This is a genomic window from Campylobacter volucris (assembly GCF_008245045.1).
Lineage (GTDB): Bacteria > Campylobacterota > Campylobacteria > Campylobacterales > Campylobacteraceae > Campylobacter_D > Campylobacter_D volucris.
The window spans coordinates 857,431-880,465 of record NZ_CP043428.1 but is presented as its reverse complement, the minus strand read 5'-3'; the positions used below and the strand labels follow the sequence as shown (position 1 = coordinate 880,465).

The window sequence follows — 23,035 nt, the reverse complement described above, 5'->3', positions numbered from 1 at the left end:
CTACTTTATATATTTTTTACAATTTTCTTTGAAATACTTTCTATCAAATCTTGCAAAATTATCATTATTTGGGACTTTATAACATTCGCTATAATTTTTTGCTTTTAAAATTTTTATATAAAAACTTGGTATAGCTATATTATTTTTAATGCGTTTTGGATTTTCATCATAAAGTATTAAATTTAATACTTGCAATTCTTGGTTTTTCTTAGCTAGATATCTTTCTCTTTGCTCAATTTCATTCCAAATTTCTGCATTAATATCTTTTTTTTGAGGAGTAACATTGCTCATTAAAAAAGTACTAAGCTGAGCTTGTGGAGTAGCATTCATGGATTGATTAGGTACTACATGGCCTCTTGTATAGCCACTTTTTATATAATCTTGCCAATAAGTTCTATATTTTTTCGGTATATTAGTATCTTCTGAAAATTTAGGGCGTTTTTTAATATGTCCTTGGTTTAAAATTCTAGCTTCAAGTTTGTAAGCTATTGCTTTTGTGCCTTTATAAGTATAATCATAGCAATTAATATAATAATACTTATCCATCAACAATGAGCAGTTTTGAAAATACTTTTTAAAACTAGGGTCAAGCTCGTATTGGGTGTATGCAAAAGAACTTAAAGCTAAAACACATAAAGAAAGTATTTTTTTCATGCTAAAAGTTTTCTAACTGCTTCGTTAAGTCTTTTACCATCCACACTTGCTCCAAAAAGTGCTTTGGCTTCTTTCATTAGTACACCTTGTTCTTTCAAGGAGCTAATTTGTAATTTTTCTATTAATTTTTTGAGCTCATTTTCTAATTCTTCATCGCTTAGTTGCTTTGGTAAATATGTACTTAAAATAGCAATTTCAGCCAATTCTTTTTGTGCTAAATCTTCCCTAGAGCCTTTGTTAAAAGCTAAAGAAGCTTCGTTTCTTTTTTTGATTTCACTAGCAATGATTTTATAAATTCTATCATTATCAAGAGTGATTTTCTCATCTACTTCAATTTGCTTAAAACAAGCATTTAAAGTTCTTAAAGTATTTCTTTTAAAATCATTCTTACATCGCATTGCATCTTTGATGTCTTCTAAAATTTGTTCTTTTAAATTCATTATATTCCTTTATATGAGATATTTTTAAAATGAGCTATGCAAACTCCCTCTCTAATCCCATCATCAATGATGATGAGTTTTTCTTTATCAAATAAAGTATAAAGAAGTAAAGCACCAGCTATTAGGTATTTTTTTCTATTATCACCTAGGTAAATTTTAGCTTTTTCTTGCTCTAAATTCCAAATTTTTATAGCAAAATTTAAAAAATCTTTAGAATTTAGCATTTTACCATTGATTTTTTCTTCTTTATAATCTTTATATTTGATTTTTTGTTTATAAGCATAAAGTGTAGTAGGCACACCTGAATTTAAAACAAAATACTGACTTTTTAGTATCTTTTTAGCCATTATAGTTTCTTTAAAAGCATTAAAGAATAATTGTTTAAAATGAGGATGATAAGGACTAAAATGAAATTTTAAAATTTTATTTTTTATGCGTTTTAATTGCTTAGGGTTTTTTTTGAAAAATTTAACAAAAGCATTATGTTTAGAGTGTTTAAAATGATTTTTCTCATAAAAACTTATAATACCAAAATCAAAACTTTTGCTAATTTTAGCATTTGAAATTTCACAAGAAGCCCCACCTAAATCACAATAATTAAAATCTTTCCTAAAAATATGCAATCTTTTTAATCTTTCTTGCATGGCCAAAATGCTTAGTTTTGCTTCAGTATTTGGATCAATTAGTGTGATTTTGAGTTTGAATTCTTGTTTGATTTTTTCAAAAATTTCTTTAGTATTTTTAGCTTTTCTAAAAGCTGCTGTAGCTACTGCTTTAGCGTTTTTTAAATCATAATTTTTGTTTTTTAAAGTATTTAATGCATCAAATAATTTTTGGATAGCTTCATCGCTAATATTTGAATTTTTCATATTTTTGGCAGTACCTATGATAAATTCTTCGCTTTGAAGCTTATTAAAATTTTCATCCATTAAAACAGCTCTTAAGGTATTTGAGCCTAAATCTATACCTAGCACCAATACTCCTTAAAAAAATTAAAGTATAATATCTAAAAAAATATAAGGAAAACTTATGCTTTTAGGGGTAAATATTGATCATATTGCTGTTTTAAGAGAAGCTAGAAAAGTAAATGATCCTGATTTATTAGAAGCTGCATTTTTAGTTTCACCTTTGTGTGATCAAATAACCATACATGTAAGAGAAGATTGCAGACATGCAAATGAAAACGATTTAGAAAATATTTTAAAATATTGCAAATGCATAGTCAATCTTGAATGCTCTCTTGATATGATAGAATATGCTTTAAAATACAAACCTTCTAGGGTTACTTTGGTGCCTGAAAAAAGACAAGAGCTAACAACAGAGGGTGGATTGAATTTAAATAATGAAAAATTACAAGAAGCTATCTTAAAGTTAAAACAAGCTCAAATTGAAACTTCTTTATTTATTGATCCAAATTTAAAAGATATAGAAAAATCCAAAGAGTTAAATGCTGATTATATAGAGCTTCATACAGGGTTTTATGCAAATATTTATAATGCTTTATATACTAACATCAACCACACTTCTTATGCAATCTCTAATTTACTTTTAGAAAAAAATGATTTAAAAACACTTTTAGATGAAGAACTTTTAAGACTTAAAGAAAGTGCTAAATTTGCAAAGCAATTAGGACTTAAAGTTGCAGCGGGTCATGGACTTAATTATCAAAATATAAAAAATATAGTCAATATTTTAGAAATTGAAGAATTAAACATAGGTCAAAGCATAGTAGCAAAATCTATTTTTATAGGTTTAAAAGAAGCTATTTTACAAATGAAAGCTTTGATGCAAAGATGAAAAAAGTCGCAATTAGCATAGGGGATTTAAATGGCATTAGTATGCAAATTTTACTACAAGCACATAAAGAGCTTATAAAAATTTGCGAGCCTTTTTATTTTATTCATTATGAAATATTTTTAAAAGCAAGTAAGCTTTTAAATATAACATTGCAAGATGAATTTAATTTAGTAGAGTTTTCTTCTAAAGAGCAAGAAAATTTTATCTTTAAAGAAAAAAAAAGAAATTTTAAAATTTATACTTACACTGCTTTGTTAGATCAAGAAGTGGATATTGATTTTACTATTAATGCAGGCATGCTTGATGCAAAAGTTGGAGCTTATTCATTTTTAAGTTTTCAAGCTGCAAGTAAATGCACAAGAAATTATTTAGATGCTTTAACAACTTTACCTATTAATAAAAAAGCTTGGCAAATGAGTCAAATTAACTACAAAGGCCATACTGAAGCCTTAAGAGCTTTTTTTGATAAAGATGCTATTATGATGTTAGGTTGTGAAGAATTATTTGTAGCTTTATATACTGAACATATCGCTTTAAGAGAAGTTTATAAGTACATTAATGCTTTAGATCTTGCTAAATTTTTAATACAATTTTATCAATGCACATTATTTAAACCCATAGGTGTTTTAAGTTTTAATCCACATGCAAGTGATGATGGGGTTATAGGCGGAGAAGAAGAAATTCAAATAAAAAAAGCTATCAAAATAGCCAATGTTTTTTTAAAAGATGATGGCTTAAATTTAAATGAGCTTAGTAATGATGTTTTACTTAGTGAGAAAGAAAAGGCATTAAATTTTAAAGAAGATATTTTCATCAATGAGCCTTTGGTTGCTGATAGTGCTTTTATACCTTCTTCTTTAAAAAAATGTAAGTATTTAGTCAGTATGTATCATGATGTGGCATTAGCTCCATTAAAAGCTTTGTATTTTGAAAAAAGTATTAATGTGAGTTTAAATTTGCCCATTATTAGAACAAGCGTTGATCATGGAACAGCTTATGACATAGCATATAAAAATAAAAAAATAAATTTACAAAGTTATATCCAAGCTGTAAAATCAGCTTTAGAGTTTTTAAAAATAAAAGAAAAAAATAAGTAAATTTTACTAAAATGATAAACAAAATAATCCTAAGGAGAGCACTTGAATAAGGACAATATGATAGCGTTTTTTATTTTTATAATTAGCGTTTTATGTTTTTTTGTTTGGGGGTATAATTATATACCTAATAATTCTATGATTTTATTTATTCTTGCAAGTGTTTTTGGGATTTTTATGGCATTTAATATAGGCGGCAATGATGTTGCAAATTCCTTTGGAACAAGTGTGGGCGCTAAAACTGTTACGATAAAACAAGCTTTGATCATCGCTGCTGTATTTGAATTAAGCGGAGCTATTTTTGCAGGTGGTTCTGTGACAAATACCATAAGAAGCGGTATTGTAGTTTTACCAAATGGTGTTGATCCTATGGTTTTTGTGTGTATTATGCTTTCAGCATTATTAAGTTCAGGGATTTGGCTTTTAATAGCTAGTAAAAAAGGATTGCCTGTATCTACTACTCATAGTATTATAGGTGGCATAGTGGGTGCTAGTATCGCTATGGGTTTTATGTTTTTTAATCAACATGAAGCTTTTTCTATGGTAAATTGGAATGGAATTTATAAAATTGTTGCAAGTTGGATTATCTCTCCCTTGCTTGGAGGACTTGTTGCGTATTTGATTTACTCATATATTTATAAACGAATTTTAGAGCCTTCTTCGCTTATTAATGTCAAAATTAAAGAAATTAAAAAAGAGAAAAAAGCATTTAAAGAAGAATATTTTAAAAATTTACAAAATAAATCTCAAGAAGAACAGATTAAAGAATTAAGCGCTATAGTGCTAGATGATGATGAGAAAAAAAGTGAGTATAAATTAAAAATTAAACAATTAAAAGACAAAGAAAAAGATATAGATGTTTTTAGTAAGATGAAATTTCATGTGCCATTGATAGCTGGTGTGGCTGCTTTGGTGATTTCTTCTATGTTTTTGTTTAAAGGATTAAACAAGGTTTCTACTTTAAATTTGATGCAAAATTTATGGATAGTTTTTATTATTTCCATTTTTGCTTATATAGTAACTCTAGCAGTTGTTAGATTGATGAAAAAAACAGAATTAAATAAAACCATAGAAAAGATTTTTTCGTGGTTTCAAATTTTTACTGCTTCAAGTTTTGCTTTTTCGCATGGGGCTAATGATATTGCCAATGCTCTAGGCCCATTTGCTGCAATTTTAGATGTGCTTAAAAATAACACAATCAATCCAAGCTCGCCAGTCCCATTTGCTGTAATGTTGATGTTTGGTATATCTTTGGTTATTGGGCTTTGGTTTTTAGGCAAAGAAGTTATCCAAACTGTTGGATCAAAATTAGCTCAAATTAAACCAACTACAGGTTTTAGTGCTGAACTTGGTGCCAGTATAGTTATACTTTTGGCAACTCAATTAGGAATTCCTGTTAGCTCAACACATATTTTAATCGGAGCGATACTTGGAATAGGGGTGTTTAACAAAGATGCAAAATGGAATATGATGAAACCTATTGGCCTTGCTTGGGTGATTACCTTACCTGTAGCAGGAATTTTATCAAGTATTATTTTTATGATATTTGTTCAAATTTTAATCTTGTAAATTTATAAGATATTTTTTTGCTTGATGTAAATTATCTGTATTGATGTAATGATTTATTTTTAAAGGTTTTTTATAAACCTTATCATAGTATTCAAAAAGCATTAAAGCACAATTTTTAAGATCATTATTTTCATAATTTTGTAAAAGATTGTGTTTGAAATCTTTACTAATATAAGGAGAGATTTTTTCCACACAATGATAAAAATATTCTTTTTTAATTTTAGAATAATCTTTTAATATTCTATCAATTCTTAAATTTATAGAGCATTCACACCAAATTTTTTCAGCATTTTGCATAGCTTGGTATAAATTTAATGGCAAGGTTAAATTTCCAATTTGCCGACTTTCAGCTTCTATAAAACAAGTTTTATAAGGGTAGTGTTTTAAAAAATGAAATAGCTCATCTTCAAAGGATTTTTGACTTGGTTGCTCACCATATATCTTTCCAAAGCTTGATCCTTGATGATTTGCTAATTTTTCAAGATTTAAAGCATTGTCTAATAAATTTAACAAATCACTTTTGCCACTTGCAGTATTGCCGCATAAACAATAAAATTTTATATTTAATTTTTGCTTGAAAAAATCATTCAAATAACTTCTATATCCCTTATAACCACCTTTTAATCTCACAACCTTATATCCAAGCTCACTAAGTATTAATGATAAAGATTTTAATCTCATTCCACCTTTAGCACAATAAATCCCCACCAAAGATCTAATTTTGTATTTATCATAAATATCTTTAATATGATAACTCATATTTTTACAAATATAACTTGCACCTTTTGCTTTTGCTAAGCCCTTATTTTTAGTGTAGATAGCGCCAATTTCTTTAAATTCTTCATCATTTAAAGCATAGTAATTTTTGGAATTTTTAATATGAGAGTGTTGAAATTCTCTAGGGCTTCTAGCATCTATAATCAAATCAAAATTGTAATTTTGAAATTGATCAAATTCAACTTCTTCAAACATGAGCTAAAAAAGCTTTGCGTAGTTTTTCATAAATTTGTTTTAAATCACTTCCACATACTCTAGTGTTTGCAATAGTAGTAATAAAATTAGTATCCCCTTGCCATCTTGGCACTAAATGATAATGACAATGAGGTGCTATACCAGCTCCTGCTGCTGTGCTTAAATTCATACCGATATTTACACCTTGAGCAAAAAGTTCACCTTTTAAAATTTTCACACCAATTTGCACATATTGGCTCATTTGTATCCAAATTTTATCATCTAAATCTTCTATATTTTCAGTATGCTCATAGGGTATGATCATAAAATGTCCAGGACTATAAGGAAATTTATTCATAATTGCAAAACAATATTTTGCCCTAAAAATCACTCCAAAAGCTTCATCTTGATCTAAAACTTCATTACATTTACAAAATGGACAAGAATTTTTATCTTTTTGATTAAAATATGTATCTCTCCAAGGTGCGTATAAATATTCCATTTTATTCCTTTATGCAAGCGTGAAGATGTTTGATATTTTTACTTATAATGGCTTTATTTTTAGGTAAAAATTTTAAAAGCTCTTCATCTTCTATATGAAAAATTCTTGCTCCTGCTAATATAGAATGATTTATATCACTTTTATCTTGTGTGAAAAATATAGCTTCTAAACCTAAGTGAATAGCAAAATTGTAAAGTTTTTTAAGTTGCAATGTTGTAAGCATTTTTGGTTGTATATAAAATGCATCTGCGCCATATACTAGACTTTCTAAAATTTGATATTCATCAAAAATAAAATCAAATTGTATGATGGGTTTTTGACTATAGCGTCTAAACAGGCTAAGATTTTGTATATCTTCTAAAAAAGTATTGATGATAACTCCATCAAAATCATCTTTTTTAAAATTTAAATCATTTAAAAATAAAATATTTGAAATTTGATTTTCTAATAACATTAAATATAAATCTTTAGGATAAAAAGCATTAGAAGCTAGACTTCTACCTAAAACATCATAAGGAATTTTTTCTTTTTTTTGTTCTAATTTTTTTTGACTTTGTTTGAAATTTTGCTCTAATAAGTTTATTTTTTCAAACATTTTTTTATAGCCTCTAAATGCTCTTTGCTTTCTGGTGAATTTGAAAATTCTTTATCATGTAGGGTTTTTTGTAAAATTTCATAAGCTTTTTTACAATCATTTAGTTTATAATACCCCCAAGCTAGCGAATCAAGATAATAAAGATTTTCAGGTTCTTGCTCTAAAGCCCATTCTACTAGCTCTATACCTTTTTTAATGTCTACATCATATTCTATTAAAGTATAGCCATAAAAATTTTGATACAAAGCCTCGCTGCGTATATCAACACTTTCTTCAAATTTTTTTAAGATTGATTCTAGTCTTTTTTTATCAGTGATTTTTTTACTTTTTGTATTTGCGTAATTTTCAAATTCTAAAATGGCAGCCATTGAAAGGTATTTTTTATTTTTACTTAATTGGTATTGTTTTAAAACTTCTTCATAAGCTTTTTTGTAATCTTTAAGTTGAGTATATAAAAATACTTTAGTATCTGTGCCTATATTGTATTCTTTGGCGATATTTAAAGCTTGAGTGTATTTTTTTTCTTTACTTAAAAGCTCTATAATGGCATAGATATATTTTATATCATTGTTGATTTTATATAAATTTTGAAGTAATTCTATGCTAGCTTGAGTATTGTTTTGCTCTTGATAAATTTTTAAAAGCAAAGTACAAGTTTTCAATGAACATCCATAATTTTTTCTAAAAGTTTCTAAATCTTTTTTGGCTTGATTGATATTTTTAGTTCTTACATTAAGTTCTACTATTTTAAGTAAAAGATTTTCATGAGCAAAAAGTTCATAAGCTTTGTTATATTCTTTTAAAGCTTTTGTAAATAATCCTTTTCTTGTGTAAATATCACCTAATAATTCATAATTTTTATAATCTTGTTCATTTTTAATAAGATTAAAAACTAAATTTTCTGCTTCTTGATAATCACCTTTTTCAAAAGCATATAAAGCATGCAATCTTGCTATAGCAGGTAAATGTAAAAAGTCTTTTGAGTCTTTTAAAAGCTGTTCTTTTTCTTTAAAATCATTACTTAAAGCTAAAAATAAAGCTTTTTGTAAATAAATACTTTCATTACTATCTTTAAATAATTTTGCATAAATTTCATAGGCATTTTTGTATTCAAAATGTTCTTCGTAAATTAAAGCTTTTAGAAGTTCTTGTTCGTTTTTGGCAAAAGTATAGCTAAAAATGGATATTAATATGATTAATGAAAGCAAACCCCTATGCATTCTTTTTGCAACTCCTTTTTATGCGTTTTAAAATATTCCCAAAATGGAAAAGTCTTGCATTGATTTGGTCTATATTTGTATATTAGACACTTTTTATGCATTGTATCAAAAAAAATACAACGATAACCATCTTCGTATTTTGCTTCTTTAAAACTAAATTTAAAGCCAACTTTGATGAGGTATTGTTTTTGAAATTCTTCAAAACTCAAATTTAAAAAATTTGCTATTTTATAAAGCTCATCTTGACTAGCAAATATATAGCCACTTTCTCCAGTGCAACATTTTCCTTGACATCTTTGACAAGCACTTTCATCGAAAGTGTAATCATAATCTTTATTGTAAATCATAACTAATTGTTCCAGTTGTTTTATAAATTTCTTCTATAGCTTGACTTAACTTATCATTTTCATACATAAATAGTGGTGGTAAAATTTCAATAGGACTTTTGTTATTTTTTCTAGCTTCTAATAGTATCAATCTTGCTGATTTAGCATTATTAGAGTGGATAAATTGTAATTTGGTAAGTTTTATTTTATATTGCATAAAATAAGCACAAATTACATCTAAAAATTCAGCCTCATAGCACATATAAATTTTTCCATTTGGTTTAATTATGGAATTTATTTTAGCTATCATTTTTTCAAGTGGCATAAATTCTTGATATCTTGAAATGTTCATATGTAAATTATCTGTTTTTTGGGTATTTTGTTTATAAAATGGAGGATTAGAAACTAAATAATCAAATCTAATATCACTTTTAAAGTATAAAAAATCTTGACAAATAGTTTTAACATTTAAGCCATTTTCTATAGAATTTTTACAAGTTAAATCAATATTTTTTTGTTGTATATCAAGCATAAAAACTTTAGAATTTGGAAATTTTTGTTTTATTAATAAGCCTATAATTCCACAACCACAACCTATATCTAAAACATTTCCTTGTAAATTTTGTTTGGATAAAAAATCAAAAAGTAAAAGACTATCATTGTTGTAACGATAGCCTTTTGGATATTGAAAGAGCTTTAGCATTTATAAAGATGGTTGCAGATTTTAAATGCATCATTTAAACCCACAACGATAGAAGCACCATTTTTACTAGCTATGTCTCCAGCTACAAATAAGCCTTTAACATTACTTTCTTTATTTTCATCAAAGCTTGGAACGCCTTTATCATCTACTTGTATAGAGCATTTTTGTAAAAAATCAAGTGGAGTTGAACCACCTATAGCATAAATAATACGATCATAAATTTCACTAGAATTATCAGTAAAATTAACCTTAGCTTTGCCACTTTCATCTTCAACACTTATAATATCTATGCCAAGTTTTGCTTTAATAGCGCCTTCGTTAAATGCTTTTTGCAAATCTTCAAGATTGATATCGTTTAATCTTGAAAAAGTTTCTCTTCTATAACAAAGTGTAACATCGTTATTTTTAGCTAGATCTATTGCATATTCTGCAGCTGAATTTCCTCCGCCAACTACCAAAATTTTTTCATTTTGACTAGTAGAATTAGCGTTAAAATTTATGATTTTAGTTAAAGTCATAGGTAGAGCATAGCTTGGCTTGTTCGGCTTGCCCATTCTACCTATAGCAACTACAGCGTTTTTGCAAATATAGTTTTCATTTGCAGTGCTAACGATAAAATTTTCACCATCTTGTTTGATACTTTCAACTTCGCTTGAAAATTTAATTTCAAGATTATGTTCTTTGATTGTCTTTTCAAAAGTTTCTATAGTGCTTTCTCTAGTTCCATCGTTAAAATCTATATGACCATGATTTGTGCTATCACAACCTTTATAAGCTTTATCAACCCTTTTGCCTTCTTTGTAAAATTTAACTAAAGTTTGACAAATTGCATCAGCTTTTTCTAATATAATTACTTCTTTATTTTTTATTTTTGCTTCTACTCCAGCTGCGATACCAGCAGGCCCAGCGCCAATAACTACCATATCAAAAATTTTCATCTTTTCCCTTTATAAATATATTTAATTAGTAAAATTTATCAAAAAAATGATAATAAAAAATAAAATATAATTATAAATTTCACTATTACTACATAATAATTTTTAATTTAAAAATAATAAATTTTTATTATATATATTTTTAATGTGCAAAAATAAACCAAATAAGATAATTTTTGTATAAAATTTTATTTATTTTATATTAAAAGATTAAAAATTGTATATTATAAAAATAAGGAGGTGTAAATATGACACAAAAAATACAAAATTTAAAAAATAATTTTTTCACTCTTTTATTACTTTCTTTTTGTGGATCTATAATTTATGGATTACCTTATTTTAGAAAGTATTATTATGATGATTATATGGCACTTTATAATCTTAATAATTTTCAAATGGGGCTTTTGGGAAGTGCTTATGGTTTGCTTGGGTTGTTTTCTTACGCCTTAGGTGGATATTTAGCTGATAGATTTGCTCCTAAAAAATTATTAATTTTTTCTTTAATTGCAACAGGGTGTGGAGGATTGTTACATTTGTATTTTACTTCTTTAAACGCATTGCTTATTATATATGGAATTTGGGGTATTACATCTTTACTTACTTTTTGGCCGTCTTTGATCAAAATAGTTAGAAGTCTAGCAAATTCTAAAGAACAAGCTAGAGCTTATGGAATTTTTGAAGGAGGTAGAGGTGTTGTTGGAGCTATTCATTTGGCTATTGCTACAAGTATATTTGGATATTTTCAAACCAAATCCTTAGCTTCGCAAGGCATTGAAATGGTAATTGTGTTTTATTCTTTAGCACCTATTATCAGTGCTATTTTATTATTTTTTCTTTTAAAAGATAAAGTTGAAGAACAAAGTGAAAAATTAAAATTACAAGATTTATTTGTATTATTAAAAAATTCAGCTCTTTGGTTGATTGTAGCGATTACTTTTTGCACATATTTTTTCAATATGAGTTTTTATTATTTTACCCCTTATGCAAGTAATATTATAGGCACATCAGCAGTTTTTGCAGCTATTTTAACTGTTTTGGCTCAATACATTCGTCCTGTATCTTCTACTATAGGTGGTTTTGTTGCTGATGGTTATGGTAAGGCTAAAGTTATGCTAATAGGGTTTGTAATGATGGGTGTTGGTGTTATATTTTTAATGCTTAGTTCAAATTTAAGTGGATTTTTGCAAATGACTGTTTTAACTAGTGCATGTGTAGTAGTTTATGTGGCAATGTATTCTAATTTTGGAATTTATTATTCTTTATTAAGCGAGGGAAAAATTCCCATGCATTTAACAGGAATGGCCATAGGTATAGTATCTACTTTTGGTTATTTACCTGAAGTTTTTGCTCCACTTTTAGCTGGAGATTTACTTGATAGATATACAGGGGTAAAAGGGTATCATTATTACTTTAGCATCATGATAATTATGGCTATTTTAGGTGTGATATTTTGCACTATATGGATTAAAAAATACAATAAAAAGGAAAAATTATGAAAAAAATTATTAAAGATTTTAAATATGAAGTTAAAGTTATTGAAAATAAATGGATAGTTTTAAAAGATGGTATAAGGTTATCTGCTAGAATTTGGTTACCACAAACAAGTGAAAAAATACCGGCAATTTTAGAATATATACCTTATAGAAAAAATGATGGCACAAGAACAAGAGATGAGCCTATGCATGGGTATTTTGCTGGAAATGGTTATGCTGTTGTGAGAGTAGATATGAGAGGAAGCGGGGAATCAGATGGACTTTTAAAAGATGAGTATCTAAAACAAGAGCAAGATGATGCCTTAGAAGTTATAGAGTGGATAGCTAAGCAAAAATGGTGCGATGGAAATATAGGTATGATGGGAAAATCTTGGGGAGGATTTAACTCCTTGCAAGTAGCAGCTAGAAAACCAAAGAATTTAAAAGCAATTATAGTGGTAGGTTTTACTGATGATAGATACAATGATGATATACATTATAAAGGTGGTTGTTTATTAAATGATAATTTTTGGTGGGGCAATATAATGCTTGCTTATCAATCTCGTTTTGTAGATCCAAAGATTGACCCAGAAGGAAGAGTTAAATGGTTAAATAGACTTGAAAATATGCCATTATGGCCAGTTTTATGGCTTGAACATACTTTAAAAGATGAGTATTGGAAACATGGTTCAGTAAGTGAAAATTATGATGACATAGAAGTTCCTGTTTTTGCTTTAGATGGATGGGCTGATTCTTATACTAATCCAGTTTTTGCTTTAATGCAAGGCTTAAAAGTGCCGAAAAAGGCTATCATAGGACCTTGGGCTCATGTTTATCCACACGATGGAGCTCCACTTCCAGCTATGGGATTTTTACAAGAAGCTTTAAAATGGTGGGATAAATGGCTAAAAAATATAGATAATGATGTGTTAGACTGTCCTATGATACAAGCTTATATTGAAAATTCTATAAAACCAAATTCTAAGGTAGAATTTATAGATGGTCGTTTTGTTGGGATTGATGACATAGAAAAAGATATTAAATATAGTCATTATTATTTAAATCCGTATCAATTAAAACAAGAAAAAAGCAATTCTTATATAAAAATAAATACTCTGCAAAATCATGGTTTATTAGCTGGTGAGTGGATGGGAGCTGGTGTTTTAGGAGAAAGTCCGTGTGACCAGAGGCTAGATGATGGAATGGCTGTAGTTTTTGAAAGTGAAATTTTGCAAGATAATTTAGATATTTTAGGATTCCCATTACTTAATGTAAAATTTTCAAGTGATAAAGAAAAAGCTATGCTTTTTGCACAACTTAGCGAAGTAAGAGATGATGGTTTTGTGCAAAGAGTTAGCTATGGTGTTTTAAATTTAGCATTAAGCGATAATAAAGAAAAATTTGAGCCTTTAGAAAAAGATAAATTTATAGTTAAACAATTAAAGCTTGATTTATGCGGACACAGATTTTCAAAAGGTTCTAAGATAAGACTTTCTTTAGCAAATACTTTTTGGCCTATGTTTTGGCCTATGCCAGAAATTTCAACTTTAACTTTAGATTTAAGTGAATGTAAAATTTCATTACCAATTTTTAATGGTAAAGATAGCAACAAAATAATTTTAGAGCCACAAAGCGCGCCTTTAACACCTTTGACTTTACTAAAAGATGGTAGGGTAGATAGGACTATAACTTATGATGTGTTAAATGATACTTGGACTTGCATTACAGATGGAGTTGGAGGAGTTTTTGGAGAGGGTGTTTATAGGTTTGATGAGGTTGATGTTTTGGTTGAACATAATTTAAAAAGAGAACTTAGTTTAAAAAATGATGATCCACTAAGTGCAAAATATACCATTGCTCAAAAAATGAAAATAGGTAGAGAAAATTGTATGATAGATACAGATATTATCTTAACTCAAACAAGTGATATGGAGTATTTTTATATAAAAGGAGATATGAAAGTTAAAGAAAATGAAAAACTTGTGTTTGAAAAAAAATACAATCATAAAGTAAAAAGAAATAGTTTGTGAGTTTTCCAAAGTGAATTTCACTTTGGAAATTAAACAAAAGTTTTTGCTAAATCTTTAGCGCCTTTTAAATCTACTTTACCTGAGCCTAAAAGTGGAATTTGATCTACTTTGAAATATTTACTTGGTTTAAAAATGGCAGGCATATTAGAATTTTTAATTGCTTCAACAATACCTTCAAAATCTTGATCTTGACATTCTATCAATAAACAAACCATCTCACCTTTTTTTTCATCTTCTAAGGCTACAGCACAAAATTTTACTACTTCAGTATTAATAAATTTAGCAATTTCTTCTTCTAAAGCTCCAAGTGAAATCATCTCTCCGCCAATTTTTGCAAAACGAGAATAACGATCTACTATATATAAAAACCCATCTTCATCAACATGGCCTTTATCTCCTGTGTTATACCAGCGTATTCCTTCTAAATCTTTGATTACTTCATTGGTTTTTTCTTTATTATTTAAATATCCTACCATTACTTGATGTCCGCCAATAAGTATCAAACCATCTTCTCCATGATTTAAACTTTCATAGGTAGATGGATCAACGATGCGTATAGCACTTCCTGGTAAAGGCATACCAACACTTCCTTCTTTATTAGCACGGTGTAATACCCAATAATCAGGATCAAATTTATTTGGTAAATTTACACTTGCTACTGGAGTAGTTTCAGTGGCTCCATAGCCTTCAAAAATAGGTTTTTTAAATTTCATTTCAAAAGCACTTCGCACTTCGCTTTTTAATTTTTCAGCACCCGAAACGATAATTCTTAAGCTTTCAAACATAATTGCATCAAGTTTTTTATTTCTTGCATAAATTCCTAAAAATGTCGAGGTTCCACACATAATGCTAACATTATTTTTAACCACAGCTTTTGCTACACCTAAAGCATCAGTTGGATCTGCAAAAGTTACACTTTTAATACCTTCTAATAAAGGTAAAAAAGTAGTTACGGTTAAACCAAAAGCATGAAAAGGTGGCAAAGAAGATAAAATCGTATCATCATACCTTGGACATAATACATCTGAAATTTGAGCAATATTACTTAAAATGTTGCGGTTATTTAACATTACACCTTTTGGAGTTCCTTCACTACCACTGCTAAATAAAATCGCAGCTATGGTAATATTGCATTTATTTGGTGAAAAAATAGCTTTTAATATACAACTAGGCAATATACTAACCAATGCTAACATTGTGATAATTTTGCTTTTTTGATTTTTAAAACTAGCTATAACATCTTCCATGAAAATTAATGTGATTTGAGAATCAAATTCTAGTTTAACACCTTTATTTTCTAGTTTTTCAAGGAATTTTTTAGAAGTATAAATTTGACGAATTTGAGAATTTTCAATGGCTAAATTTATAGCTTTGTTTCCTGCGGTGAAATTTAAATTTACCACGATTTTATCAGCGAGTAAAACACTTAAATTACAAAGTGTGCTCGCCATAGAAGCAGGGAGCAAAATGCCTATACATTCTTCTTTTGGTCCATATTTTGATTGTGTAGGTTTGATGTTTAACTCATAAGATTTATTTTTGATAAATGAGCTTAACACTAAACTTAAAGCAAGCATTTTTCTATAAGTAAAAGCTCCTACCAAAGGATCTATAATGGCAATTTTATTTAAATTTCTTTTTGCATTGTCAATCCATGCTCTTGCTATGGTATGCATACTTTCACATTGAGATTTCCAAGCGATAAATGAAAGCTCAAAAACTTTAGCTTTAACGATTTCTTTTTTAGAGTGTATCGGTAAGCTTTTTCCAAAAGCAATAGCAATTTTTCTTTTACTTAATTTTCTATTTCTTGTTGAAAATTCTTCATCACTACGCGAAAAGGCACTTCCCCAAAGTCCTCTAATATAAAATGGTAAAATCACTCCATCATTTTCTTCTAATTTAGCACAAGCAAGTTCAAAACCACCCTTAAATTCATTTAATTGCCCATGTCTTGAAAGTACTCCTTCGGGAAAAAGACAAACTAAATTTCCATTTTTTATATGCTGAGCTATAAGCTCTAAACTTGATTTGCTAGAGCTACTTGAAACAGGTATAACGCCAAAATGATCAAGAAAAAATTTTATATACCATTTAGAATAAATGCTTTTTTCCATAACAAAATAAATTTTTCTAGGTATAGCCATTTGTACAATAGCCCAGTCTATAAAAGAAATATGGTTACCTAGTAATAACGCACCACCTTTTTCAGGTATATTTTCAAAACCTTCTACTAATAAACGATAGCGTTGAAAAAAGGCTATACTCATAAGCAAACGAACTAAAGAAAAAGGAAGCTTTAAAAGCACATATAAGCTTCCAAAAAGTGCTACTGCGATGATAAAATAAAAAAGATACACCACTTCTGTTTTAAAATATGCTCCAAAAGTAGCAATACCAAGAAAAGAAAGCATAAAAATATTTTGTATAAAATTATTACCTGCTAAGATTTTACCTAGTTCATTTTCTTTAGCGTGAAATTGTATGAGAGAATTTAAAGGTATGATAAAAAATGCCCCGCATAATCCAAAGATAAAAAATACCACACCATAACTTGTCAAAGTTTCTAAATAAGGTATAAAAATACTCATTAAGAAAATACCTAATGCCCCTAAAGGTATCAAGCCTAATTCTATATAGTTTTTAGAAAATTTTCCAGCTATCAAAGAGCCCATAATTACACCTATACCAGAAAAAGCTAAAACACATTGCACATAAAAAGTATTTTCTATAAAAAGATCACTTTTTGCATAAACAGGAAAGGTTACAAGATAAAGTTGAGAAATTGCCCAAAATAAAGAAATTCCAACTATACAAAGCCATATGATTTTATTTTTAAAAATAGCTTGAAGGTTGCTTGCTAAAAGTTTTCCTTGCAGGTATTGTTTTTTATCAAATTTTAAACTTGTATCCTCTTCTTTTAAATTTGGAAGTTTATAAGCTAAGAAAAGTTCTAATAAAGCAAAAACAATCAATACTAAACCCAAAGGAGCCATTTGTTTTAAAACATCAGAGCTATCTATAAAATCAGGATTATAAAGAAATTCAAAACTTAAAGAAAATACAGCCATACCAGCTAAAATAGCTACTATACTAACAGCATTAACGCTGCCATTTCCCATGGCCAAAAGCTCTTTTCCTACTAATTCTTTGATAAAACCATATTTAGCAGGAGAATACAAAGCAGATTGTATCCCCATGATAAAAGTCATTATAAAAGCAAGCCAAAATGCTCCTAAATAATAACACACACAAATAATACAAGTTAATATTACTGAAAAATATGCAGAAATTTTCATGATTTTATTTTTTGGAAATTTATCTGCTAAAAAACCAGATGGAGATAGCATAAGTATAAAAGGAAGAAGCATGAGTGCATTTACTATAGCGGTTAAAAAAAGTTGAGTGCTATCTTCATAAACTTTATAGATAGTATTTTGAATAATAATTTTATGCCCTAAATCCACAAAAGCATTGATAAATGCTACTGCTAAAAAGGGTAAAATTCCAAAAATTTTTAAAAAATTATTTTGCATTAAAACTCCAAATTATTTTTTAAATTAACTTTAAATAATAAATATTACAAAATCAATCCTTAAATTCCACCACTTCATTAAAATCAAAACGAGCTTTATTAGTCTTTGTATCAGTGCTAGGATATCCTAGGGTGATTATTAAAGAAACTCTTTGTTTGTTTGTATCAAGTTTTAAGTATTGATTGATTTTATCTTGATTAAATCCTCCTATTATACAAGCTCCTAAATTTAAATTAAAAGCTGCGTTAATGATATTGGTAGAAGCTATGTAGCTTTGTTCTTTTGCATAAGCAAAACTTTGCTCTAAATCCATACCACCTATAAAGGGTTTATAGGTATTGATTCGTTTTTGAAATTCTTCTTGGGAAAGATTGCGTTTTTTTAGCTTTGTTTCAAAATAATCTTTAAAATCAGCTCTAGCTAAAACTACAATAATAGCCGCACAATTTTGCACATGGGCTTGATTGTTAGCTATTTGAGAAATTTCTTTTTTATGTTTTTTGTTTTGAAAGATTAAAAATTTCCAAGGTTCAAGACCTAATGAACTTGGAGATAATCTAGCACATTCTAATATATAAGTTAAATCCTGTTTAGAAATTTCTTTATCAAGATAAGATCTAACAGATAAGCGATTTTGCATGAGTTGTAGATAATCCATAAGTTTTTCCTTTTAATTTTTTATATGCTAGTTAATTAAGGCTTTAAAATTATTAAAATTATATTTTAAATTGATACAATTTTATTTTGGCTTTATAAAAATATTTTATTATTCTAGAAAAAAAGGTTTATATGAGAAAAATTGTTTATTTGGTATTGTTTTTAGTTATAGTTGGAATCGGTGTGTATTTTTTCTTTTTTGCTAATAAAGAAAAAATTGATTATTTAACCGTTGAGGTTCAAAGACAAGATATAACTCAAAGTATAGAAGCTATTGGTGAGGTATATGCTAAAACTCAAGTTGATGTTGGTGCGCAAGTAAGTGGGCAAGTAGTAAAGCTTTATGTTAATTTAGGAGATCATGTAAATGAAGGAGATTTAATAGCTCAAATTGATAAAGATAAGCAGCAAAATGATCTTGATATTACCAAAGCAAAACTTGAAAGTGCAAAAGCGAATTTAGAAAGTAAAAAAATTGCCTTAGATATAGCTTCAAGGCAGTATCAAAGAGAGCAAAAATTATATGAAAAAAAGGCTACTTCTTTAGAAAACCTTGAAAATTTAAAAAATAATTTTTACACCTTAAGAGCAAATGTAGCAGAATTAAAAGCCCAAACAACCCAGCTTGAAATTTCTTTAAAAAATGCTCAAAAAGATTTAGCCTATACAACAATTAAAGCACCAAGTAAGGGTGAAATTATCAATGTAGCGGTTGAAGAAGGACAAACTGTAAATGCAAATCAAAACACTCCAAGTATAGTGCGTTTAGCGGATTTAAGTGAGATGGAAATTCGTATGCAAATAGCTGAAGCAGATATAAATAAAATCGCAGTAGGTAAAAGTGTGAAATTTAGCATATTAAACGAGCCTGATAAAAAATACGAAGCTGTTATTTCAAGTATAGATCCAGCAAATACTACCATTACTAATACAACTAGTAGTTCAAATTTAAATTCTAGCTCAAGTGCTAGTGCAAATGCTGTGTATTATTATGCTAGATTTTTTGTAAAAAATGAAAACAATTTTTTACGCATTGGTATGAGTACAGAAAATGAAATAGCTATTAAAACTGAAAAAGATGCTTTGGTGATACCAACTTTGGCAATTCATAGTGATATTAATGGATATTATGTAGAAATTTTAAAAGATGATAAAATCGTAGTAAAAACTCCTGTGCAACTAGGCATTAAAGATAGTCTTAACACACAAATTTTAAAAGGTTTGAATGAAAATGATTTAGTCATTATAGGTAAAAGTGCAAAATGATACTTTTAAAAAATATTTCTAAAAAGATTAATGGTGTTGCTATTTTAGATAATGTCAGCCTTAGAATTTGCAAAGGTGAATTTGTAGCTATTATCGGTCAATCAGGTAGCGGTAAAACTTCTCTTTTAAACATCATAGGAACCTTAGATGAACCAAGTAGTGGAGAGTATTTTTTAGATAATTATGATGTTAATAAAGCTTCAAAAGATGAAAAAGCAAGACTTAGAAGAGAAAAAATAGGTTTTATTTTTCAAAGATACAATCTGCTTAATTTATTAAATGCTAAAGAAAATGTAGCTTTACCAGCTGTATATGCAGGTAAAAATAAAAATGAGCGTTTAAAAAAAGCTAAAGAATTACTTTCATTTTTAGAGCTTGATCATAAAGAATTTTCAAAGCCAAACCAGCTTAGCGGTGGGCAACAACAAAGAGTATCCATAGCAAGAGCGTTAATAAATGGTGGTGAGTTGATTTTAGCTGATGAGCCAACTGGAGCTCTTGATTCTAAAAGCGGAAAAATAGTTTTAGAAATTTTAACCAAACTTAATGAGCAAGGCCATACTATAGTTTTAGTGACACACGATCCTTGTATAGCTGCTATGGCAAAAAGAGTTATTGAAATTAAAGATGGAAAAATCATTAAAGATAGCAATCCAAAAGAGCTTATAAATCCTGATAAAAAAATAATGAGCAAAGAAAGAAAAAGTTTTTCTTTATTAAAAAATCAAATTATTGAAAGCTTTAAGATGTCAATAGCAGCTATTATAGCTCATAAATTACGATCTTTGCTAACTATGCTTGGTATTATTATAGGTATAGCTTCAGTAGTTTGTGTAGTAGCTTTAGGTCTTGGGGCTCAACAAAGCATTTTAGCTTCTATAAGCTCTATTGGGACAAATACCATAGAAGTAGTATCTGGAAGAGGTTTGGGAGATATAAGATCAGGTAAAACGCGTTTAAATTTAAGCGACTTAAAGACTTTAAGCTCTTTGCCTTATTTAGAGGCTGTAGAAGCTGATGTGGGTAAGGTTGGGGTTGTAACTTATAAAAGTAATTCTTTGCAAGCTAGAATTTATGGAGTAGGGCCAAATCATTTAAAACTTAGAGGTTTAGTAATGGTAGATGGAAGATTTATCAATTATGAAGATATTAATGATAATACAAATATATGCATAGTTGATGAAAATGCTTTGAGAATTTTATTTGAAAATGCTAATGCTAGAAGTGTTTTAGGTAAAAGTATAATTTTTAACAAACAACCTTTAACTATAGTAGGTGTTTTAAAGCGTGAAAGGGATAATAAAGGTTTTAGAGCTGATGAAAATACTATAAAAATTTACACTCCTTATACTACTTTAATGAATAAAATCACAGGTGATAAGCAAATAAGAGCCATAGTCACTAAAGTAAAAGATGAGGTTAATCCATCTTTGGCAGAAGAAGCTATGATAAAAATTTTAGAAATCAAACGAGGGCAAAAAGATTTCTTCACTATTAATTCTGATGCTATTAAAAATGCAGTAGAAGAAAATACTGCCACTTTGACTTTATTAGTATCTTCTATAGCTGTAGTTTCTTTGATAGTAGGAGGCATTGGGGTGATGAATATTATGCTAGTTTCTGTGAGTGAAAGAACAAGAGAAATTGGAGTAAGAATGGCCATAGGAGCTAGAAAAGAAGATATTTTAATGCAGTTTTTAATAGAAGCGGTTTTGATTTGTTCTTTTGGTGCTATTTTTGGTGTTTTACTTTCTTTTGTGATTGTAGAAGTTTTTAATTCTTTGGGTATGGGTTTTACAATGATACTTTCTTTAAATTCTATATTTTTAGGGCTTTTAAGTTCTGTTCTTATTGGGCTTGTGTTTGGATTTTTTCCGGCTAAAAATGCTGCAAATTTAAATCCTATTAATGCTCTATCAAAGGAATAAAATGAAAATTTTTATAATATTTTTATTAGCTTTGTTTTTTAATGCTTGTGCTAGTGTAAAATTAGAGCAAATCAAACAAGAGCAAATTTCACAAAAAATTTTTGAAGATTTTAATGCTAGTTATCCTTGGTGGCAAAGATATAAAAATGAAGATTTAAACCAAATTGTCCAAAGTGTAATTGATAATAATAAAGACTTAAATGTAGCTAGAATTAATCTTTTAAGCACATTGACTAGATATAAGCTTTTAAAGGTTGATTTTTATCCAACCTTAAGTGGAAATTTAGGGGCAAATATAAAAAGAAATTTAGAAAATGGGAGTGAAAATTCTGGATTTTCCAATGGCTTGATGTTAAATTATGAACTTGATATATATGCTAAAATTTCAGATAAAGTTGCATCTAGTAAATTTTTAGCCAAATCTAGCGAATATGAATTGCAAAAATTAAAATTAGATATAGTCAATCTAACTATAAATTCTATTTTTGAACTAGTATATTTTAATGATGTAGATATTTTGCTTAATGAGCACTATAATAATCTTGAGCAAATGTTAGAAATTTATACTAGCAAATTAGAATTTGGAAAGATAGAATATATTGATCTTTTAAATATAAAAAAATCACTTCTTAATACCAAGCAAAATATCATTACTAATCTTCAAAACAAAGAAATAACACTTAAAAATTTAAAAGATTTAATGGGTTTTGAAAATGAAAAATTGCTTCAAAAAATTTCTACTTACACTTTAAAAGATTTTTCTTTAGATAAGGTAAATTTTGATATAGACTTAAAAATGCTTGCTTATACACCACAAATACAGGCTAAGTTAAATTTATTAAAATCATCTTATAAAAATTATTCTAGTGTGCAAAAAAATATACTACCAAGTGTAAAAATACTTGGTAGTATAGATGGGTCTAATGAAAAATTTAACGATAGTTTTAAATTTTTGTTTTTAGGAGGAAATGTCGCTATAGATTTACCTTTTTTAGATTTTTATAAAATTAAGCAAAATATAAAAATTTCAGAATATGAATACAATGTTAGACTTTTAGAATACAAAGATACTTTACAAAAAACATTAAATGATTTTAAATTGTGCTATGAAAATGATAAATATTTTAATTTATTATTAAAACTTACCGATGAAATTAGCACCAATCAAGCTCAAATTGCTTCTTTGTATCTTGAAAAATATAATTTAGGACGCAATGAATTAAAAGATTATCTTGATGCAGATACTTTGCTAGTGAATTCTTTGCAAGAGCTTAGTAGAGCAAGATTAGCTTTACTTAAAAATATAAATTTATACCATAGTATAGTTTTAATTTCAGATTAAATTGTTTGATAATATGTT

Annotated in this window: 20 protein-coding genes; 8 read left to right on the top strand and 12 right to left on the bottom strand. The window is 27.9% G+C overall.

The window, feature by feature from the left end; all coding sequences use genetic code 11:
• From CVOLT_RS04630 to CVOLT_RS04620, 3 genes are read right to left on the bottom strand one after another with little or no spacing between them, the layout of a single operon-like run.
• Complete coding sequence (locus CVOLT_RS04630; protein WP_039665654.1) at nucleotides 1-654, bottom strand: DNA/RNA endonuclease G; 654 nt, start codon at nucleotides 652-654, stop codon at nucleotides 1-3.
• Nucleotides 651-1,094 (bottom strand): GatB/YqeY domain-containing protein, encoded by a 444-nt coding sequence (locus CVOLT_RS04625; protein ID WP_039665653.1) that lies wholly within the window; start codon nucleotides 1,092-1,094, stop codon nucleotides 651-653. Before CVOLT_RS04625 ends, CVOLT_RS04630 begins: the two co-directional genes overlap by 4 nt.
• Nucleotides 1,094-2,068 carry an exopolyphosphatase, Ppx/GppA family gene (locus CVOLT_RS04620; protein WP_039665652.1) on the bottom strand — a complete coding sequence of 325 codons (975 nt, stop codon included), beginning with the start codon at nucleotides 2,066-2,068 and terminating at the stop codon, nucleotides 1,094-1,096. The genes CVOLT_RS04625 and CVOLT_RS04620 overlap by 1 nt, the downstream gene beginning before the upstream one ends.
• Before the next feature lie 55 nt (nucleotides 2,069-2,123).
• Here CVOLT_RS04620 and CVOLT_RS04615 point away from each other — a divergent pair, with 55 nt between their 5' ends.
• The 3 genes from CVOLT_RS04615 to CVOLT_RS04605 are packed head-to-tail and all read left to right on the top strand — an operon-like array spanning nucleotide 2,124 to nucleotide 5,554.
• Nucleotides 2,124-2,891 (top strand): pyridoxine 5'-phosphate synthase, encoded by a 768-nt coding sequence (locus CVOLT_RS04615; protein WP_039665651.1) that lies wholly within the window; start codon nucleotides 2,124-2,126, stop codon nucleotides 2,889-2,891.
• Nucleotides 2,888-3,988 (top strand): 4-hydroxythreonine-4-phosphate dehydrogenase, encoded by a 1,101-nt coding sequence (gene pdxA / locus CVOLT_RS04610; RefSeq protein ID WP_039665650.1) that lies wholly within the window; start codon nucleotides 2,888-2,890, stop codon nucleotides 3,986-3,988. Before CVOLT_RS04615 ends, pdxA begins: the two co-directional genes overlap by 4 nt.
• 42 nt (nucleotides 3,989-4,030) lie before the next feature.
• The gene (locus tag CVOLT_RS04605; RefSeq protein ID WP_039665649.1) at nucleotides 4,031-5,554 is read left to right on the top strand and encodes an inorganic phosphate transporter; all 1,524 of its coding nucleotides are present in this window, start codon (nucleotides 4,031-4,033) and stop codon (nucleotides 5,552-5,554) included.
• On the opposite strand, the gene mnmH is transcribed toward CVOLT_RS04605, so the two are convergent.
• From mnmH to CVOLT_RS04570, 7 genes are read right to left on the bottom strand one after another with little or no spacing between them, the layout of a single operon-like run.
• Nucleotides 5,543-6,526: a tRNA 2-selenouridine(34) synthase MnmH gene (mnmH, locus tag CVOLT_RS04600; protein ID WP_039665648.1), complete on the bottom strand. Its 984-nt coding sequence runs from the start codon at nucleotides 6,524-6,526 to the stop codon at nucleotides 5,543-5,545. The genes CVOLT_RS04605 and mnmH overlap by 12 nt on opposite strands.
• Nucleotides 6,519-7,007 carry an HIT family hydrolase, FHIT branch gene (locus CVOLT_RS04595; protein WP_039665647.1) on the bottom strand — a complete coding sequence of 163 codons (489 nt, stop codon included), beginning with the start codon at nucleotides 7,005-7,007 and terminating at the stop codon, nucleotides 6,519-6,521. Before CVOLT_RS04595 ends, mnmH begins: the two co-directional genes overlap by 8 nt.
• Nucleotide 7,008: 1 nt before the next feature.
• Nucleotides 7,009-7,602, bottom strand: a complete 594-nt coding sequence (locus tag CVOLT_RS04590; protein WP_039665646.1) for a beta/alpha barrel domain-containing protein — start codon at nucleotides 7,600-7,602, stop codon at nucleotides 7,009-7,011.
• Entirely contained in the window at nucleotides 7,587-8,822 is a 1,236-nt protein-coding gene (locus CVOLT_RS04585) for a tetratricopeptide repeat protein (RefSeq protein ID WP_039665645.1), read from the bottom strand. Before CVOLT_RS04585 ends, CVOLT_RS04590 begins: the two co-directional genes overlap by 16 nt.
• Nucleotides 8,798-9,169 carry a YkgJ family cysteine cluster protein gene (locus CVOLT_RS04580; protein WP_039665644.1) on the bottom strand — a complete coding sequence of 124 codons (372 nt, stop codon included), beginning with the start codon at nucleotides 9,167-9,169 and terminating at the stop codon, nucleotides 8,798-8,800. The genes CVOLT_RS04585 and CVOLT_RS04580 overlap by 25 nt, the downstream gene beginning before the upstream one ends.
• Entirely contained in the window at nucleotides 9,156-9,851 is a 696-nt protein-coding gene (locus tag CVOLT_RS04575; RefSeq protein WP_039665643.1) for a tRNA1(Val) (adenine(37)-N6)-methyltransferase, read from the bottom strand. Before CVOLT_RS04575 ends, CVOLT_RS04580 begins: the two co-directional genes overlap by 14 nt.
• Entirely contained in the window at nucleotides 9,845-10,789 is a 945-nt protein-coding gene (locus CVOLT_RS04570) for an NAD(P)-binding domain-containing protein (RefSeq protein WP_039665642.1), read from the bottom strand. Before CVOLT_RS04570 ends, CVOLT_RS04575 begins: the two co-directional genes overlap by 7 nt.
• A gap of 245 nt (nucleotides 10,790-11,034) precedes the next feature.
• Here CVOLT_RS04570 and CVOLT_RS04565 point away from each other — a divergent pair, with 245 nt between their 5' ends.
• Complete coding sequence (locus CVOLT_RS04565; protein ID WP_039665641.1) at nucleotides 11,035-12,282, top strand: MFS transporter; 1,248 nt, start codon at nucleotides 11,035-11,037, stop codon at nucleotides 12,280-12,282.
• The gene (locus CVOLT_RS04560; RefSeq protein ID WP_039665640.1) at nucleotides 12,279-14,288 is read left to right on the top strand and encodes a CocE/NonD family hydrolase; all 2,010 of its coding nucleotides are present in this window, start codon (nucleotides 12,279-12,281) and stop codon (nucleotides 14,286-14,288) included. The genes CVOLT_RS04565 and CVOLT_RS04560 overlap by 4 nt, the downstream gene beginning before the upstream one ends.
• Nucleotides 14,289-14,317: 29 nt before the next feature.
• Here CVOLT_RS04560 and CVOLT_RS04555 read toward each other — a convergent pair whose 3' ends face one another.
• Together CVOLT_RS04555 and CVOLT_RS04550 are read right to left on the bottom strand one after the other, a co-directional pair.
• Nucleotides 14,318-17,824, bottom strand: coding sequence for a 2-acylglycerophosphoethanolamine acyltransferase / acyl-acyl carrier protein synthetase (locus CVOLT_RS04555; RefSeq protein ID WP_039665639.1), 3,507 nt, complete (start codon nucleotides 17,822-17,824; stop codon nucleotides 14,318-14,320).
• 52 nt (nucleotides 17,825-17,876) lie between these two features.
• Nucleotides 17,877-18,482 carry a nitroreductase gene (locus CVOLT_RS04550; RefSeq protein ID WP_039665638.1) on the bottom strand — a complete coding sequence of 202 codons (606 nt, stop codon included), beginning with the start codon at nucleotides 18,480-18,482 and terminating at the stop codon, nucleotides 17,877-17,879.
• Nucleotides 18,483-18,613: 131 nt separating this feature from the next.
• Between CVOLT_RS04550 and CVOLT_RS04545 the strand changes: the two genes are divergently transcribed.
• The 3 genes from CVOLT_RS04545 to CVOLT_RS04535 are packed head-to-tail and all read left to right on the top strand — an operon-like array spanning nucleotide 18,614 to nucleotide 23,017.
• Nucleotides 18,614-19,747: an efflux RND transporter periplasmic adaptor subunit gene (locus CVOLT_RS04545; RefSeq protein WP_039665637.1), complete on the top strand. Its 1,134-nt coding sequence runs from the start codon at nucleotides 18,614-18,616 to the stop codon at nucleotides 19,745-19,747.
• Entirely contained in the window at nucleotides 19,744-21,675 is a 1,932-nt protein-coding gene (locus tag CVOLT_RS04540; protein WP_039665636.1) for a MacB family efflux pump subunit, read from the top strand. The genes CVOLT_RS04545 and CVOLT_RS04540 overlap by 4 nt, the downstream gene beginning before the upstream one ends.
• A gap of 1 nt (nucleotide 21,676) precedes the next feature.
• Nucleotides 21,677-23,017: a TolC family protein gene (locus CVOLT_RS04535; protein ID WP_039665635.1), complete on the top strand. Its 1,341-nt coding sequence runs from the start codon at nucleotides 21,677-21,679 to the stop codon at nucleotides 23,015-23,017.
• Nucleotides 23,018-23,035: the final 18 nt, after the last annotated feature.

Excerpts from the sequence above, each read along its gene's own strand:
- CVOLT_RS04630 (WP_039665654.1), bottom strand. The coding sequence starts at position 654 with ATGAAAAAAATACTTTCTTTATGTGTTTTAGCTTTAAGTTCTTTTGCA.
- CVOLT_RS04625 (WP_039665653.1), bottom strand. The coding sequence starts at position 1,094 with ATGAATTTAAAAGAACAAATTTTAGAAGACATCAAAGATGCAATGCGA.
- CVOLT_RS04615 (WP_039665651.1), top strand. The coding sequence starts at position 2,124 with ATGCTTTTAGGGGTAAATATTGATCATATTGCTGTTTTAAGAGAAGCT.
- pdxA (WP_039665650.1), top strand. The coding sequence starts at position 2,888 with ATGAAAAAAGTCGCAATTAGCATAGGGGATTTAAATGGCATTAGTATG.
- mnmH (WP_039665648.1), bottom strand. The coding sequence starts at position 6,526 with ATGTTTGAAGAAGTTGAATTTGATCAATTTCAAAATTACAATTTTGAT.
- CVOLT_RS04595 (WP_039665647.1), bottom strand. The coding sequence starts at position 7,007 with ATGGAATATTTATACGCACCTTGGAGAGATACATATTTTAATCAAAAA.
- CVOLT_RS04590 (WP_039665646.1), bottom strand. The coding sequence starts at position 7,602 with ATGTTTGAAAAAATAAACTTATTAGAGCAAAATTTCAAACAAAGTCAA.
- CVOLT_RS04585 (WP_039665645.1), bottom strand. The coding sequence starts at position 8,822 with ATGCATAGGGGTTTGCTTTCATTAATCATATTAATATCCATTTTTAGC.
- CVOLT_RS04580 (WP_039665644.1), bottom strand. The coding sequence starts at position 9,169 with ATGATTTACAATAAAGATTATGATTACACTTTCGATGAAAGTGCTTGT.
- CVOLT_RS04575 (WP_039665643.1), bottom strand. The coding sequence starts at position 9,851 with ATGCTAAAGCTCTTTCAATATCCAAAAGGCTATCGTTACAACAATGAT.
- CVOLT_RS04570 (WP_039665642.1), bottom strand. The coding sequence starts at position 10,789 with ATGAAAATTTTTGATATGGTAGTTATTGGCGCTGGGCCTGCTGGTATC.
- CVOLT_RS04565 (WP_039665641.1), top strand. The coding sequence starts at position 11,035 with ATGACACAAAAAATACAAAATTTAAAAAATAATTTTTTCACTCTTTTA.
- CVOLT_RS04560 (WP_039665640.1), top strand. The coding sequence starts at position 12,279 with ATGAAAAAAATTATTAAAGATTTTAAATATGAAGTTAAAGTTATTGAA.
- CVOLT_RS04555 (WP_039665639.1), bottom strand. The coding sequence starts at position 17,824 with ATGCAAAATAATTTTTTAAAAATTTTTGGAATTTTACCCTTTTTAGCA.
- CVOLT_RS04550 (WP_039665638.1), bottom strand. The coding sequence starts at position 18,482 with ATGGATTATCTACAACTCATGCAAAATCGCTTATCTGTTAGATCTTAT.
- CVOLT_RS04545 (WP_039665637.1), top strand. The coding sequence starts at position 18,614 with ATGAGAAAAATTGTTTATTTGGTATTGTTTTTAGTTATAGTTGGAATC.
- CVOLT_RS04540 (WP_039665636.1), top strand. The coding sequence starts at position 19,744 with ATGATACTTTTAAAAAATATTTCTAAAAAGATTAATGGTGTTGCTATT.
- CVOLT_RS04535 (WP_039665635.1), top strand. The coding sequence starts at position 21,677 with ATGAAAATTTTTATAATATTTTTATTAGCTTTGTTTTTTAATGCTTGT.